Below are 16,232 nucleotides of genomic sequence, written 5' to 3' on the forward strand. Positions count from 1 at the left end.
AATTCATCTGTTGAATAGTGTTCGATATCCTTAGGACTGTGTGTATAATTTGTTTTCATTGAAAATGACATTTGAAACCTCCTAGTTTCTCATAAAGAAATTAAATATCTCATCTGTAAACCACATATATAATATATCTCATCAATAGTATTATTTCAACCGTTTTCATTGATTAGTTCAAATAACCTTCATGTGGTGTTACACCAAAGCTATCAGCCAAATCTTTTAGGCCCTGATCTGTAATAGTTTGTTCGATTTTTCCACCTTGCATTTGAATGATCGTCCAAATTTGTGCTGCTTTTTCAATCGTTTCAATCAATCCAAAAGCCTCATCAATAGTTTCTCCAGTTCCAAAAATACCATGATGTGGCCAAATTACTGAACGATAATTTGCCAATTTACTTGCCGTAGCTTTACCAATATCGATCGTACCTGGGACCATCCAAGGAATAATACCAACCCCTTCTGGGAATACAACTAATGATTCAGTTTGCATCTTCCAAAAAATACGAGTCAGTTCCTTTTCATCTAATTTTTGAGTAAATGTCATAGCAATCAAATTTGTAGGATGACAATGCATGACGACACGTTGTTTTGGATCGTGCTTTAATCTTTCTTGATGTCCCATCAAATGTGTAGGGAATTCGCTTGTTGGTTTGGCACCGTCATTATATCCCCACATAAGATCTACACTTTTACCATCTTCTGCAATTCTAACTAAACCCAAATCTCTTTCAGGAAAATCAATAATGTTCTTAAAATATCTCCCCGTAGCAGTAACTAGAAAATACATACCGGCAAGATTTTTTCCATCAAAAGCAATAGGAATATTACGTTTGATTTTTTTAACATCTTCATAATCAGCCAATTCTTCAGGCATAATACGATAACTTACATTACCGCCATTACGTTCATCCCAACCATGAGCGAACAATCTAAATGTTATTTTTGAAACTTCTTTAACAAATGGTGAATTAATAAATTTTGTCATTTTATATTCTTCCTAACGTTTGAATGTTACATTTTTTTCATAATTTTTAACTTCATTTAGCCAGTCTGATCCTACAGGAACATTATTACGTGCACAGAATTCATCCCAAACAGCACCAAATGGATATGATTTTAGTTCTTCAGTCATAGCAAGACGATCTGTGAAATCACCTTTATTCTCATCTTCTTTTAGCTGATCAATTGGAGATAACATGCCTAACAATAATGCCTTTTGAGTGGCACGAGCACCAATTACCCAAGCAGCTATTCGATCGATAGTAGCATCAAAGAAATCAAGACCAATATTAGTTTTTGAAAGTTGATCATCTCTTACTAATGAGCGCATCATTCTAATCAAAGCATCATCCATAATAACTACATGATCACTATCCCAACGAACTGGACGAGAAACATGAAGCATCAAACCTTTGCCAAATGGTAGAAAAGCTGAAAACTTATCAGAAACATCTTCAGTCGGATGGAAATGCCCTGCATCGATCGTCCAAAGCTTATTACGTGTTAAAGCATAGTTATCATAAAATTCATGCGAACCAACGGTATAAGATTCAACACCTGTACCAAATAGCTTTCCTTCAAAAGCTTCAATAGTATATTTTTCATCAATTGGTTCTTTAATGATCTCATCTAGCGAATTGATTAAACGTAGTCTTGGTGTAAGTTTGTCGATTGGATTATCTTTATAACCATCAGGAATCCAAAAATTATTAACAGATTGTTGACCTAATTCTTTACCAAAGTATTCGGCAATTTTACGAGATCTCTTCCCATGTTCGATCCAAAAATCACGAGTATCTTTATCCGGACTTGCTAAGGTAAAACCATTTTTCAACATTGGATGTGAGAAGAATGTTCCATTCATATCCAAGCCGACTTTTTCTTGTTTTGCCCAATCAACCCAATAGCTAAAATCTTCTGGATCTAGTTCATCAAGATCTTTTTTCTTATTTGTTACAGCATAAATGGCATGCAATTGAACTTTATGTGATCCTGGAATAAGTGATAATGCTTTTGATAAATCACCACTTAATTGATCAGGTGTCGTCGCTGCACCTGGAAAATTGCCACTAACACCGATTCCTCCAGTTAACTCTTGATTTGGAAATAAGAATCCATGGATATCATCGCCTTGCCAACAATGAATTGACAAAGGAACGGTCTCCAACTTAGAAATAGCCTCCTCTGTATCAACACCTATGGCAGCATATCTATCTTTTGCCAACTCATAGCTGGCTTTAATATTTGATTCATTCATTACTCTTCCTCCTACTTTAAATGAAATAATTCTTCTAAATCTAATGTCTTAGGACTTTCATCTTCATTTGTTGTCATCAATGGAGCCATGTAATGCCACCATTTTTTACATACATCCGTTTTAGCAATTTCGTTATAGCGTTTTTCATCTGGCACTTCTAAATAAGCGAATAATTCTCCATTGTCCTTATTTAGAAAAATTGAATAGTTTGTTGCTCCATGTGCTTGCAATGCCTGTTTCATTTCTGGCCAAAGATTTTCATGCCTAGTTTGATATTCTTGATATTTATCTTTATTGAGATACATTATTTGAGCTATTCTCTTCATTAGTATTCTCCTTTAAGAATTTCTTATAATCCGTCAATGGATTTTTTTGACTAAGTGGTTGTGGTTGAAAGAAACCTATATCAAATGACTGTGAGATAATTTCTCTAGCTTCGGCTAAATCATCAATATCATTCTCGGTTATCATTTGAACAACTAAGTTACCCAAAGCAGTTGCTTCACTAGGTCCTGCGGCAATATTAACGTTTGCTAAATTACTTGTGAGCTGATTTAAATAACTAACATTACTACCTCCACCCACAATATTTAAAGTATGAATAGGCTTATGTGTAATCTCTTCTAATTTTTCTAGTTCTCTGGCATACATTAACGATAAATTACAATAAATTGCGCTTACTAATTCACCAATAGTCTCAGGGATTATTTGATTAGTTTCCTTGCAGTAACACTGCAATTCGTGGATCATACTTTTAGGATTAATGAATCTTTCATCATTTAAATCAATATATTGTTGAAATGGTTTTACTTCACTAGCCAGCTTTGCCATTTCGGCAAATCCAAATCGATCTTGATATTCATGTTTTATTCTTTGGACGATCCACATTCCCATAATGTTTTTTAAAAACCGATAGGTACCATATGCACCCCACTCATTTGTATAATTTTCATTAAATGCCATGGAGCCATTCTCTGGAACATTTAATTCTCGGCCAATCAGTGACCATGTTCCCGAACTCAAAAATGCCCAATTATTTTCACCTGATGCAGGTGTACCAACTACTGCAGAAGCAGTGTCGTGCGTGGCAACGGTAATTACCTGACAATTTGGAATATCATGTTTTGAAGTAATATCTTCTTTAATAGAACCTAACTTAGTTCCCGCATCGACCAATGGTGGAAACATTTCACTAGTTACATTAACTTCTGATAATAATTCAGAATCGAATAATCCTTCACGTAAATTTAACATTTGAGTTGTTGAAGCATTAGTAACTTCAGTAACTGCTTTGCCTGTCAATCGATAACCGATATAGTCTGGAATCATAATGATTGATTTGGCTTTTTTCAAATTGGTCTTATCTTCTTCAAATAATTGATAGAGCGTATTAAAGTCTAAAAATTGAATTCCCGTTTTTTTATAAATATATTCTTTAGAATACTTACGTGTTAGTTTAGCAACAGTATCTTTAGTTCTACTATCACGATAACTGATCGGGTCATCTAACTTATCGCCGGCTTGATCGATCAAAACATAATCGACGGCCCATGTATCAATTCCTAGATAGGCATCTTGAATATTATATTTTTGTTTTGCCTTTTCAAGTCCAATGATAATTTCATCAATCAAATGATCTATTTGCCATCTATCATGACCATTTTCAAATTTAAAGCCATTATCGAATCTATGCAGTTCTTTTATCCGTATCTTATTCCCAGATAATTGTCCCAACATCAATCGACCACTTGAAGCACCGATATCAACTGCGATATAGTTGTTCATAGCGCCTTTACACCTTCTTTGTATTCGTTTACAATATTATTAAACCGCTTTCAAAGATTCGTAACAATGACAAATAAACACGAAAAATGTATTTGATATACATATTGAATGCAAAATGCTATTTTCAGATAATTTAGGAGGATTATTTCAATGAACGGACGATTAGACAATTTTTTATTTCACGAGACTAGCATTGAAAAGGCTCAAAGAAAAACTAAACACTTTGTTGCAGATTTTCCTGATGCTGCTTTGATCAATCATGATCAACAAATGAAGTTTAATAACTCTTTCTTTTTTAAAAATAAATCAATCTTCATTAATAAACATAATCGCTATGCTGACTACCCATTACATTCGCACGAATTTTTGGAGATCAATTATATTTATTCAGGACACTGCACGCAAATAATCAATGGTAAACAGGTCAATTTGAATAAGGGCGACTTAGTAATTTTAGACATCAATAGTAAGCATTCGATCAAAGCTCTTGGTAAACACGATATTTTGATAAATATCCTCTTTCAAAATAAAGAAATTAATTTAAACTGGCTTGATTCACTTAAATCAAATCAAAGCGTCCTCTTCAATTTTTTGCTCAATGCTTCCATGAGTAAACAAAACCAAAGTCAATATTTACTTTTCAAAAATAAGCAATCAGTAACGATTAAACCTGAAATACAAGAAATATTATCTGAATATTTCTTCCCACATGAGTTTTCAGGAACAGTTATCAGTTCTTATTTAGATATTTTGTTAACTAAGCTATTACGACAATATAGTCCCGAAATGATTAAAAATAATAACGTTTCTCAAGACTCAACATTGAAACAAGTGTTTAACGAAATTGAAAAGAATTCCAAAACTCTAACTTTAAACAGCTTGGCAGAATTAATGAACTACAATAAAAACTACTTGAGTAATTTAATTAAAAACGAAACTGGTTTTACATTTACTGAATTATTAAATAAGCAAAAAATACTAAAAGCTCATTTAGCAGTGGTTTCCACTGGCAAATCGATTCAAGATATTATTGATGAAGTTGGCTATTCCAATCGTAATTACTTCTATAAAATCTACTTTGAAAATTACGATGAATTGCCTAGTGAGACTCGTAAAAAGCTGCGAACAATGGACTAATTTGAAATAATGGGCAAACGTCAAAAAAGGCTCTGAGAAAAATTCTCAGAACCTTTTTTATTGAAACACGATCTGTAAGACAGGAACCTCCGTCTTACGACTAGTTCTTTAGCATCTAATTAACCATTTAAATCAAAGCTTAACTTCATCTTTGGTGAACCTACTTCAATCATTTGGCCAAACAATTTAATTGATCTCTCATATGATTCTTTAGCTAATTCTTCGTTAGCTTTTGTCAACAATGCTGGAATATCACTTGAATTTTCAGCTTCTTTATCTGTTGCAATTTGAATATTTCTAAATTTAGCAACTGCGTCTAATTCAAAGGTATTACGTGCATCTTGATATAGATCATAATCGTAATCACCTAATAATGCCATTGCATGACTTAACCAGTATACATATTTTGGATCAAATGAAACTGATGTGTCACGGTATGATGCTGGTGTGTCATTTACATTTGTATAGAATGGTACGATTGCTCCAAATGTATTTACACCGAATAATAACCATTGAACAGCAGCAAATTCCTTAGGAACATCATTTCTGATTTGAAGAATGTGAAGACTGTGATTACGGTTCATTCCGATTGGACGGAACATCTTCTTTTCATCTTCTGTTCCCATCTTGCCGTATGGGTCATATGGTGTGTTCTCATAGTGAGAACTCAATGCAAATTTAACATCTTCGATCGATAATTTCTTGTTTGCATGGCAAATGAATGGAAGGTCTTGATCTCTTGGATCTTGTTCAACATCTGGTGTAAAGAGTTTTTGAATATACCATGCACGAGGATTGTTATATTCTGAATCTCTGATTGTTGCACTACCAAAGATGTGACGTAAGTTATATTTACCAGTATCTGGATTCAAGTGATACTTTTCGATCAAGTCTTTTAATCCAGTTGAGCTCATTGTGTCATCTGAATCAAAGTCGAAATCATCAATGTTCATTCTATTAGGTGCAACAACATAAGCATCATCAGGAATTCTTACAGCAGCCCAGTTATGTCCACCAATAGTTTCTAACCACCAAATTTCATCTTTATCAGCAAATGAAATTCCATTTGGTTCGTATGTTCCATATTTTTCTAACAAAGCACCAAGATGTTTAACACCATCTCTTGCACTGTGGATGAATGGCAATGTAATTACTTCAAGATCTTCTTCGCCAAGTCCTTCCATGTTATATGGATCTACTCCCAAAATTCTTGAGTTAGTTGTAATTGTTTCTGTAGCTGACATAGAAACATTTTCACTATTGATACCTGATGAACCCCATTGTCCATCAACAAGGTTTGATCTAGGTGTCAAAGTAACTTTCAATGGATTATCTGGTAATTCTACTTCAAGTCCTGTAATTATTGATTTGTAAACCTTTGGTTGTTCTTCTGGTTTAACAACAATAAATCTTTGTGGTTCAACTGAACCATGAGCATCGTTGTCTCTGCAGATCATTGTTGATCCGTCGATTGTTGCGTCCTTACCTACTAACATTGCAGTACATGAACCACGAAATACTTTCTTCATAACTAATTCACTCCTCAAATAAATTATTAAATGATACTTTCTTAAAAGTAATAAACAAATATTTATTTTTCCCGATGAATCTTTATAAAAATGTTTAGTATTTTAAAGCTCGATCAAATCATGAGGGATATCGATCATATTTACGTATCCATCATCTGTTAGAACGACTTGATCTTCGATTCTTACACCACCCCAATTAGGGATATAAATACCAGGTTCGATTGTTACAACTGTATCTTTTTCAAGAACATCATCAAACTCTTCAGCAAGATATGGAGTTTCATGAACGAATAGTCCAATTGAGTGTCCGATCTTGTTGTATGTTAATGGAACATATTCTGTTCCTTTAAGTGGTTTGATGGATTCTGGATAAACATCTTTACAGTTAACGCCAGCCTTCATGATATCTTCGGCAGCTTCAAGACTTTGTCTTACATAGTCGTAAACTTCTTTTTGTTTTGGAGTAGCTTTACCAACAACAACAGTTCTTGTCATATCTGACATATAGCCATTGTATTGGCAACCAAAGTCCATCAAAACGAAGTCTCCATATTCAACAGCCTTCTTTGAAGGAATACCGTGAAGTAATGAAGTTGTTGCACCTGAAATCAAGATATTACCATAAGGTTGTGTATCTGCACCTTCTTCAACCATGTAAAGTGATAACTTAGCTGCAAGTTCCTTTTCAGTAGCCCCAACTTTGATATCCTTTAAAATACGTCTGAAAGCACGGCAAGCAATATCACAAGCAATTGTTAAATATTCAATTTCTTTAGGCGATTTAACAACACGCATTCTGTCAATAATGCCACCAGCTTGAATCAAGTTTGCATCTAGTTTTGTCTTGAAATCATGATACATGTCATAAGTCATGTAGTCGTCTTCAAAGGCAACTGTTTTAATGCCTTCTGCTTTAACTACATCAGCAACTGAGTCCCCAACTGTTCTTCCTGGAAGACGCCAGTTAATAATGTCATAATCTGGAATTTCGATTTCTGCTTGTTCTGTGTATCTAGGATCTGTAAAGAAGAATTGTTTGTCCTTTGTAAGTAGCATGTATGAGTCATCCCCAGTCCAGCCACTTGCAAATCTAATATTTACACGTTTTGCAATATAAAACGCATCAATATTTTCATCTTCCATATACTTGCGAATCTTTGATTCATTCATCATAATTCACTTTCCCTCGTTTCTTTAAGCTAATAGATTTCCATTAATCTTTTTCAAGCTTGTCTAATTTTCTACTTGAAATCCAAAGAACCAAACCTAAACCAATAATGATAACTGCTAGGATTCCATATCCTGTTTGGAACTTGCCAGGGTTGCTTGTCTTCAAAAGTGCATAAACATTTGGATATAGCAATGTAGCGAAGAATACGGCGATAGGCCAGAATCCAAGCAATAGACCCATCAATTTAGAAGGAGCTAGTTTAGTAATAAATGAGTTACCTAATGGTGAGAATACCATTTCACCAATTGACATAAGAATACCAACTAGGACGATCCATAGTAAGTTAGTGTGACCTTTACCGATCATATCAGCAAAAATCATTGCAACATAAGAGATACCAATAAAGATCATACCAAGTGATGTTTTCTTAAACATACTCATATCACCTTGTGGACGAGCAGCAAGTTTTGTCCACAATTTACCTAAGATAGGTCCTAAAACAATACATGTTAAAGCATTAACTGAATCAAAGTATGACGTTGGAACATTGAAACTACCAACCATCCAGTTAGCACGATTCAAGAATCCGGCTCCATCACCATGTCCGAAGTAGTAGTAAACAGGCATATAAGCTAAGTACCAAACCATCCAGAACACGATCGAGAAGATAGTAACTAAAATGATGGCTACAACACGTTTCTTATCTCCAGCTGTAAGTGGTGCACTTTCTTCTTTTTCTTTTGCTTCTGCTTCTTTAAATTGACGTTGATCAACTTTAAATGGTTTCTTACCAGCATCGCCAAGTGATTTTTGATTGAGTAAGAATACAATTGCGTCAAGGAAAATGAATAGTGAACAAACTAGGAAAACATTGTTAAATCCAATAATAGGAATAAGTAAAACAATAAATGTAGTACCAGTAAATGATCCAATATTAACGAATGTATATTGAACTGAGAATGCTTCATTCAATTCTTCTTCGTCATCGAATAGTAATCCTGTGATACCTGAAAGATTACCCTTAAACATACCTGTACCAACTGAAACTAGGACGATCATGGCCCAAACTAATCCAATTGAAGTAGCTCTCCAAGTGAATAAGTATCCAATTGCCATCAAGATCATACCAGTTGGTACCAATATTCTTGGACTGATCCAATAATCGGCTAAATATCCACCAATAACTGGTGCGATATAAGTCATGGCAACGAAGACGGCTGCCATTGAAGCAGCTTTAACGTCAGTTAATCCAAGTCCACCTTTACCAACAGTAGTAGCAATCCAAATTGCTAACATATATTTAACTGTATAAAAGGCAACACGTTCAAATGTAAATCCTAAGGAACAAATATAAAAACCAAATGGTTTCTTTTTCTTAATTGGTGCTGCGTCCATAGTATTTCCCTCTCTCTTTTTAAAAATAACTAGTCGTGGTTATCCAACCAGTCTGTAAGGATTTTTTCGTATTTTTCGTTTTCTTCAACGAATGGCATATGACGGCTGTGTTGGAATAATTCCCATCTTGAATTAGGGATTCCATCATACATTGTCTTAGCAACGAATGGTGTACAAAGATCATTAGTTCCACTTGTGATAAGAGTTGGAGTTTTAATGTCTTTCATTTGATCAAGATAGTCATAGTCGTGAAGAGTTCCTTCTGGTGAATACTCATTTGGACCCCAACCGACAACATAGCTTTCTGTACCGGCAACTTTCTTACGACGCAATGGTTCTGGTGAATCTGCTGTTGGTGTAGCTGCAGCATGCATTTCCATGTAACGATCATTAGCTGCTACATACTTAGGCTCGTCATAATTTCCAGTCTTTTCTGCTTGTGCGATAGCATCTTGATCTTCTTGTGACATATGGCTGATCATTCGATGTTGTTCGGATGCCCATAGTTTTGCTGAAGGCAAAGTACCTGATAAAATAATGCTCTTAACACCTTCTGGCTTATAGTCACACATGTAAATGAAAGTTAACATTCCACCCCATGATTGACCTAACAAATGAATCTCATCAAGTCCGAGATATTTTCTAAGTTCAATCAACTCTTCAGCCCAAGTTTGTTTTGTCCAAAGTGATGGGTTTGATGGAACTGCTGACTTACCACAGCCTAATTGATCATACATAATCAATTGACGGCCATTTACAGCAATATCGTCTAATAATTCAAAATAATTGTGAGTTGATCCTGGTCCTCCATGAAGCAATACCAAAGGTGCTTTATCTTTACTCTTTTCTCCAACGATGCGGTAGTAAGTTTTGTAGCCTTTGTACGGCATATAGCCTTCTTCAACTTTCATGAATAATGAACCTCCTCTTTTTTTATTGAATAATTTCTAAGTCGTCTGGATACTTGTTCAAGTTTTCGTATCCATCTTCAGTAACAATTACCAAGTCTTCAATACGAACTCCAACTTCACCAGGAATATAAACACCAGGTTCAATAGAGAAAATGTTTCCTACTTCACAAACATTATGGTTAGCTGTTGAAACATCACCAGTTTCATGATCTTCAATACCGATGAAGTGTCCAAGACGATGTGTAAAGTATTCTCCATAACCTTTTTCAGTAATGTAATCTCTAGCAGCAGCATCAAGTGTAGCTAATTCAACACCTGGTTTGATAAGTGCCATTGCACGTCTCTTACCTTCTAGAACTGTTTCATATACGTCACGTGATTTGTCTGAAACCTCTTTATAGAAGAATGTACGTGTCATATCTGAACAATATGAATCTCTAACACAACCGATATCAACAACAATACTGTCGCCTGGTTTTAATCTTGAGTCGTCTGGTTCTTGATGGTGTGGGTCTGCTCCATTTGCACCATATGCAATGATAGGATCAAATGAATATCCTGAATCGCCTAATTCCTTGTATTTTTCGCCAAGTCTTTCAGTGATTTCAATTTCTGTTAAATCTTTTGATAGTTCATGTTTAACAAAATCAGTAGCCAATTCATTATCAGCTTGTGCTTTACGCATAAGGTCTTTTTCTTCTTCATCTTTGATGGCACGTGCATCATCAATGATTTCAGATCCGTTGCCTAATTTAACGTTTGGTACAAGTTCCATTAAGTGTAGCAAGAAATGTGATGGCCAATTCTTGTCAATTCCGAATGAACCGTTAACATCACAATAATCAAGCACTTTCTTAACGCCATCATCAATATCATCGATAAAGACTTTTTCAATTCCGATATCTTCTGTGATTGGGAATAGTTTGTTTACAACTAGTGTATTTTTACCATCAGCTCTAATTACTAAAACAAGTAATCTTTCACCAGGGTGAATCCACAATCCTGTTAGATAGAAAATTGCTGTAGGATCTGAGATCAATAATTGATCATATCCCTCTTCCTTCATCTTGTTGGTAATGTTCTGAACACGACTATCTTTCATTTCTTAGTGCCCCCTTTTTTATTTTAAGCATTATCAAGCACAGATTTGTTAATATTTTCACAAATAATTTCAAAAAAAAGTAAACCCACTATGAGGCTTGGTAACGCTTTCGTAATTTCAGTGTACTACATTACTAATAATATTCAAAGTTAATTTATAATTTATTTTATTTAATTTTTAAATTGTTTTTACTTCAAAAGCTGTTCATTACAAATGCTACACAAGTATATTCTCTGAGTACACACGGTGAAGCCTTATTACACAGCATATATAACAATGTTGCTTAAATGTTCCCGAAAATTGCAATTCATCAAATTAAAAAATTCTTAAGCAAAAAATACATGCTCATTCATGTATTTTGACGATAATCAAAATAAAAAAGCTATTATTCAGAAAACGATTCTAAATGATAACTTTTTTATGTGAATTTATCACAATATCAACATTCTATTTGAATATATTCTTTGCATAATCGGATTTAATAAATACATCAAGCATTCCTTGATCCAATTCGTCGAACATCTTAAGGCCTTTTGGCTGATACGATTCAGCAATATCAATCACATCTTGAACATTGACTTCGCCAGTTCCAGGAACGACGGTTTTGATCAATCTATTAGAATTAGGTGTCCAAGAAAAATCTTTAATATGAACTGCTACAATTTGGTCATTAAAACGATTAAAGGCTTCCTTAGTAATTCCTAATAAATTATCATTTTTCGTTAACATCAAGTTTGCTGGATCCAAAATTATCTTCAAAGCCGGATCGTAATCAAAGATCCTCAATAGCTCTTCTGTCTTATCTAGTGAACACAAGGGATGATTTACACCCGGTTCTAAGGCTAAATTTACTCCACATTTTTGTGCAAATGGTAGTAATTGCTTTACAGTTTCTACTAATTCCATGAAATGCTTTTCTTCAAAATTACTTCTTGTAAACGCAAATTCAGGATCTACACTTCCAGTTTCCGTGGCAACAATATTTGCTCCAAAGAATTTAGCATTTTGAAGATATTTTTTCATTTTATTAATTTGCTGTTGACGTATTTTTAAATCAGGGTGAATAAGGTTGACATAGCAGCTTAAAACTCCAATTTCTATATCCTTTTTGAACAAGTTCCTTCTTATTATATTACCTAATCCTGGGTTGATCAGATCTCCACCAGAACTAGTCTTTGGAAATGACAATGGCAGAGCAAATTGCAAAGTATGGATCTTCATCTCTTTGATTTTGTCTGACCACTTATCTAGGTCATCTTTAATTAAAATATCATGTCCTCTAACACCGTAATTATATGTCATTATTCTTCCTCTTTACCAAAAAAGGCTGGGATAGCCATCCCAACCACTTTTTTAATTAATATTAATGTTTTCCATAGCTTGAGACATTCTCTTAAAGTCAACATCTTTAAACATACTAAATTGTTCTGCTTCTAAACCATTAAATTCATCAGCCAAATAATATGCAGCTAGGAATCTTTTCAGAATCATTTTACTTGCTTTAACATCATCTTTCTCATCTGGACAATACGAATTAACCACTGCATAAGCAAATTTTTCTGGATCCATTTTCATTTTATCTTTTGCCATAGTAATTACTCCCCGTGTTCTTTCTTCCAACGCATCAAATCTACGTGTCCAACTTTATTATTTCCCCATAGACTGTGTTTGTCAAAACCTGATAAGTCTTTGATCAAAGCGGCATTTTCTTCTGAAATATCTTCAGGTTTTTTACCTTCTCTTAATTCTTCAACTTCACTAAGCAAAATTTCATGCTTATCTTTTGTAAGTTTAAACTTAAATGAAGCAATATAACCCATCAATAGAAATGCTAATGTACCAACAGCCAACATAATAACAAGTGTATGAACAACACCGATCGATTGTGTTTGTGATGAAGGTTTGAAACCAGAACCATCCAAGAATACACCAACTAAGAAAACAGCAAGTGCTTGAGTAGCTTTACGTGTAAATGTCATAACACCAGCAAAGATACCTTCTCTACGTTGACCTGTAACGATTTCATCAACGTCAGGAATAAAACTATAAATATTCCAAGGAATATATGCTAAAGCACCACGACCAAGTCCTGATACAATGGCAGAAATAATAAGAATTGTCATAACAATTTTACTATTTGAGAAGTATGCTACAACAAATCCAATAGTACCAACAGCAAAACCAAGAACAGCAATACGATATGTTCCGGCTTGTCTGTTAGCACGTGTTACAGCAACAATACCAAGAACAACACCAACAATACATGCACCCCAGATAACACTAAGAACATTTGAGGCAACAACTGTTGTAAATCCTAGAGCAAATACAACGAAATATGTATAAACTTGTGAGAATATATCTTGAGAAATATAGCATCCTAAATACATTAAAATATGAGTTCTAAAAGCCTTGATCTTAAATGTAGATAGAAGATCAATATAAATTTGTTCAAATTTTTGACCAAGTGATAATTTATCTTCATCTGGGTTATCGACTTCATCATTAACAATTTCTGATAATGGACGCTCCCATGTAAAGAAGTACAAGAATATCAAAATAATAATGAAAGCTGCAGTAAACATCATGGCAGCATATAAGAACGATTTAGGATTATCTTTACCAAGAACTGCGATTAATCTTCCGGGTACAAAAGCTGAGAAGAAAGCTGAAATTTGTCCACAGAATAAACGAGCTCCTGAGAAGATGGTTCTTTGTTTAAAATCATTTGTCATTTCTGTTGCAAGTGTTTCATATGGTACAAGAACCATTGTATAAATAATATCAAAACCAACATATGTAACTAGGTAATACCAGAAATTCATACCACTGATCCACATTAGAATATAAGCTAGCATGAACGGAATACCAATCATAATAAAGAACTTACGTCTACCAAATCTCTTACCTATTTTTGTTTTATAAAAATTATCTGAAATCATACCCATCAATGGACTCGTGATAGCATCAACGAATCTTGAAATGGCGAAAATCAATGAACCTTCTGTGGCAGTTAATCCACAAAATGTTGTGTAGAAGAATAGCAACCAAGCACCAGTCAAGGCTGTCGATCCAGCCCCCAACCAATCTGTCATACCATAAGCTGCATAATTCCACCAACGTACTCTTCTATGTGTTTTAGGTGCATCCATTATTGTTTCCTACTTTCCCTAATAAAATTCTTTTAGATACTCAATCAAACAAAGTGCAGCCATCGATTGACCATAAGGCATTGTTGAAATCTTAATACCTTTATAGAAATCTTTTGTTTCACCCATTGGTGTTCCTGCTGAAACATGTGCTAGAGAGCCGGTTTCATCAATATTATCAAGTACAGCATTCACACCTTTATCGGCCATTTCACGATAGTCTTCACTAACATAACGATTATGGACGGCCTTCAATGATCCATAAGCAAAGCCCGCTGTTGCTGAACCTTCCACATATGAAGTAGAATCATCGATCAAAGTCGTCCACATACCATCTTTGGTCTGATATTTCTTCAAAGCGTCTAATTGATATTGAAAACTTGTAATCAAGAATTGGCGGATAGCATCATTCTTCTTTAAATTAAGTAATTCAATAAATTCAGGGATTACAATAGTTACCCAGGAATTTCCACGTCCCCAAAAAGCTCCAGCAAAATTATCTCTGCGTTTAAAACTCCAGCCGTGATACCACAAGCCAGTTTTCTTATCTTGTAAAAATTGAATATGGAGAAGGAATTGTTTTTTAGCTTCCTCAACATAATCATCGTTATGGAATAGTTTTCCTAATTTAGCTAAAGTGAGTACACTCATCATCAAAGTGTCGTCCCACATCTCGTCTTCATTTAAATCACCAAACGTAACATGTTGAAAGCCGCCGCGTTCAGTTCTTGGAAGGTCGTAATACAACCATTTTCCCCAAGATTCCAAGTATGGAAGATATTTTTTATTGCCGGTTTCTTCATATAGATATGCTAGGGTTAACATTTGAACCATAGTATTGATATTTTTCTCAACTGGTGCTTCTTCAAAACGATCATCAAACCATTTGATGATTCTATCCAGCACTTCTTGTTTTCTAGTTATACGGTAATATTTCATCATTCCGTATAGCCCAATTCCTGATGTCCATTCCCAATAGTTAAAACTCTTATTGTCAATGATTGAACCATCAGCAACCTTAATGGAGAATTCGCCAGTTGGATCACTTAAATGAACTAGATTATCGATAAGCAAATCAATTTTGCCCTCAATATCTTTTTTCGTGTAATCTTCTAACATTTTTCCCTCACCTTGCCTCTTATATTTTTTTGATTACTACTGCAATCGCTTACAAATACATTTAATAACTTTTTCACATTAGTAACAATATCACAGATATAGGTAGTAGTATCATATTTACAGTTGAAAGCATTTATTCACTCAATGTAAGCGTTTTACATAGGTGATAGATTATTTTTTCCTAATTTGTTAGCGCTTTACTTACTAAAATTGTCAATAAATGGTCAATACCAATATATTAATAAGAAATATTTTTCACATTGGTAAAATGAAGGAAATCTAATTAAATCAGCACTTTATAAGACGACAAAAAAGATCAACATAGTTTGCTGATCTACTTTATACATTAAATGATTTATATATTTTGTATTATCATTGTCAAATAAACGTTGACTAATCAACACTTATTCAATAGTTGGAAATTGACATTGCCGATTTAGCATTATTGAGTTACTTAGCCTATCTTCTTATTTTCATTTATCATATTTCAATTTCTTTGAGAATTATTAAAATGCAGTATTGCATTTACATATCAATAGTGAAATAATTATCAAATGTAGAAAGCATTTACATTTTAAAAACTGAGGAGATATTTAGTATGAAAATTAAAGCTGCTGTAGTTGATAAAGTTAATGATCCATTCGTTATTAAAGATGACGTTGAACTAGCCGACC

14 protein-coding genes are annotated in these 16,232 nt (G+C 34.1%); 1 reads left to right on the top strand and 13 read right to left on the bottom strand.

The window, feature by feature from the left end; all coding sequences use genetic code 11:
• Positions 1-172: 172 nt before the first annotated feature.
• The 4 genes from rhaD to rhaB are packed head-to-tail and all read right to left on the bottom strand — an operon-like array spanning position 173 to position 4,048.
• Complete coding sequence (rhaD, locus tag EKM77_RS10600) at positions 173-991, bottom strand: rhamnulose-1-phosphate aldolase (RefSeq protein ID WP_125594026.1); 819 nt, start codon at positions 989-991, stop codon at positions 173-175.
• 12 nt (positions 992-1,003) lie between these two features.
• Positions 1,004-2,263 carry an L-rhamnose isomerase gene (locus tag EKM77_RS10605; RefSeq protein ID WP_125594027.1) on the bottom strand — a complete coding sequence of 420 codons (1,260 nt, stop codon included), beginning with the start codon at positions 2,261-2,263 and terminating at the stop codon, positions 1,004-1,006.
• Positions 2,264-2,274: 11 nt separating this feature from the next.
• Positions 2,275-2,589 (bottom strand): L-rhamnose mutarotase, encoded by a 315-nt coding sequence (rhaM, locus tag EKM77_RS10610; protein WP_125594028.1) that lies wholly within the window; start codon positions 2,587-2,589, stop codon positions 2,275-2,277.
• On the bottom strand, positions 2,555-4,048 hold the full coding sequence (gene rhaB / locus EKM77_RS10615) for a rhamnulokinase (protein ID WP_125594029.1): 1,494 nt from the start codon (positions 4,046-4,048) through the stop codon (positions 2,555-2,557). The genes rhaM and rhaB overlap by 35 nt, the downstream gene beginning before the upstream one ends.
• 150 nt (positions 4,049-4,198) lie before the next feature.
• Between rhaB and EKM77_RS10620 the strand changes: the two genes are divergently transcribed.
• Positions 4,199-5,185: an AraC family transcriptional regulator gene (locus EKM77_RS10620; RefSeq protein ID WP_125594030.1), complete on the top strand. Its 987-nt coding sequence runs from the start codon at positions 4,199-4,201 to the stop codon at positions 5,183-5,185.
• A 119-nt stretch (positions 5,186-5,304) separates the two neighbouring features.
• Here EKM77_RS10620 and EKM77_RS10625 read toward each other — a convergent pair whose 3' ends face one another.
• The 9 genes from EKM77_RS10625 to bglB form a co-directional block, all read right to left on the bottom strand.
• Complete coding sequence (locus EKM77_RS10625; RefSeq protein ID WP_125594031.1) at positions 5,305-6,714, bottom strand: C69 family dipeptidase; 1,410 nt, start codon at positions 6,712-6,714, stop codon at positions 5,305-5,307.
• Between the two features lie 102 nt (positions 6,715-6,816).
• The gene (locus tag EKM77_RS10630) at positions 6,817-7,887 is read right to left on the bottom strand and encodes a M24 family metallopeptidase (RefSeq protein WP_125594032.1); all 1,071 of its coding nucleotides are present in this window, start codon (positions 7,885-7,887) and stop codon (positions 6,817-6,819) included.
• A gap of 40 nt (positions 7,888-7,927) precedes the next feature.
• The gene (locus tag EKM77_RS10635; RefSeq protein WP_125594033.1) at positions 7,928-9,280 is read right to left on the bottom strand and encodes a peptide MFS transporter; all 1,353 of its coding nucleotides are present in this window, start codon (positions 9,278-9,280) and stop codon (positions 7,928-7,930) included.
• Between the two features lie 29 nt (positions 9,281-9,309).
• Entirely contained in the window at positions 9,310-10,191 is an 882-nt protein-coding gene (gene pepI, locus EKM77_RS10640) for a proline iminopeptidase (RefSeq protein ID WP_125594034.1), read from the bottom strand.
• Positions 10,192-10,213: 22 nt separating this feature from the next.
• Positions 10,214-11,293: a M24 family metallopeptidase gene (locus EKM77_RS10645; protein ID WP_125594035.1), complete on the bottom strand. Its 1,080-nt coding sequence runs from the start codon at positions 11,291-11,293 to the stop codon at positions 10,214-10,216.
• 447 nt (positions 11,294-11,740) lie between these two features.
• A complete protein-coding gene (locus EKM77_RS10650; RefSeq protein ID WP_125594036.1) occupies positions 11,741-12,595 on the bottom strand; it encodes a sugar phosphate isomerase/epimerase family protein in 855 nt (284 codons plus the stop codon).
• A gap of 51 nt (positions 12,596-12,646) precedes the next feature.
• Positions 12,647-12,883, bottom strand: a complete 237-nt coding sequence (locus EKM77_RS10655; RefSeq protein WP_125594037.1) for a hypothetical protein — start codon at positions 12,881-12,883, stop codon at positions 12,647-12,649.
• A 5-nt stretch (positions 12,884-12,888) separates the two neighbouring features.
• Positions 12,889-14,442, bottom strand: coding sequence for an MFS transporter (locus EKM77_RS10660; RefSeq protein WP_125594038.1), 1,554 nt, complete (start codon positions 14,440-14,442; stop codon positions 12,889-12,891).
• Positions 14,443-14,460: 18 nt separating this feature from the next.
• Entirely contained in the window at positions 14,461-15,558 is a 1,098-nt protein-coding gene (gene bglB, locus EKM77_RS10665) for a beta-galactosidase BglB (protein ID WP_125594039.1), read from the bottom strand.
• Positions 15,559-16,232 lie beyond the last annotated feature (674 nt).

The sequence above is a fragment of the Companilactobacillus baiquanensis genome, assembly GCF_003946605.1.
Taxonomy (GTDB): domain Bacteria; phylum Bacillota; class Bacilli; order Lactobacillales; family Lactobacillaceae; genus Companilactobacillus; species Companilactobacillus baiquanensis.